Below are 245 nucleotides of genomic sequence, written 5' to 3'. Positions count from 1 at the left end.
CTTCGATGGGCCCGCTATCTTGGGCGGGCCAAGGTCCGTCTCCAGCATGTGCTGATCCCGGCCGCCCTCAACATCGGCCGGATCGCCGATTGGCTGGCAGGTGAAACCGTCGCGTCAACCGACGATCACCCTTCGCTCGCCTCATCAGCCAAGCGACCTGAGCTGCTGCATTCGCCAGCAGTATCAAAAACCCGGCAATCCCAATCCCAGCGCAGCGGCTCGCGCATGGCGGGGGCGCTGAGCTC

Annotated in this window: 1 protein-coding gene; it reads left to right on the top strand. The window is 64.9% G+C overall.

What is annotated here, in order from left to right:
• A partial coding sequence (locus MFF40_RS28580; protein WP_238263199.1) for a hypothetical protein occupies positions 1–245 on the top strand: 245 nt, incomplete at both ends.

The sequence above is a fragment of the Methylobacterium mesophilicum genome (assembly GCF_022179445.1).
Lineage (GTDB): Bacteria > Pseudomonadota > Alphaproteobacteria > Rhizobiales > Beijerinckiaceae > Methylobacterium > Methylobacterium mesophilicum.
This window is presented reverse-complemented; position numbering and strand designations above follow the sequence as displayed.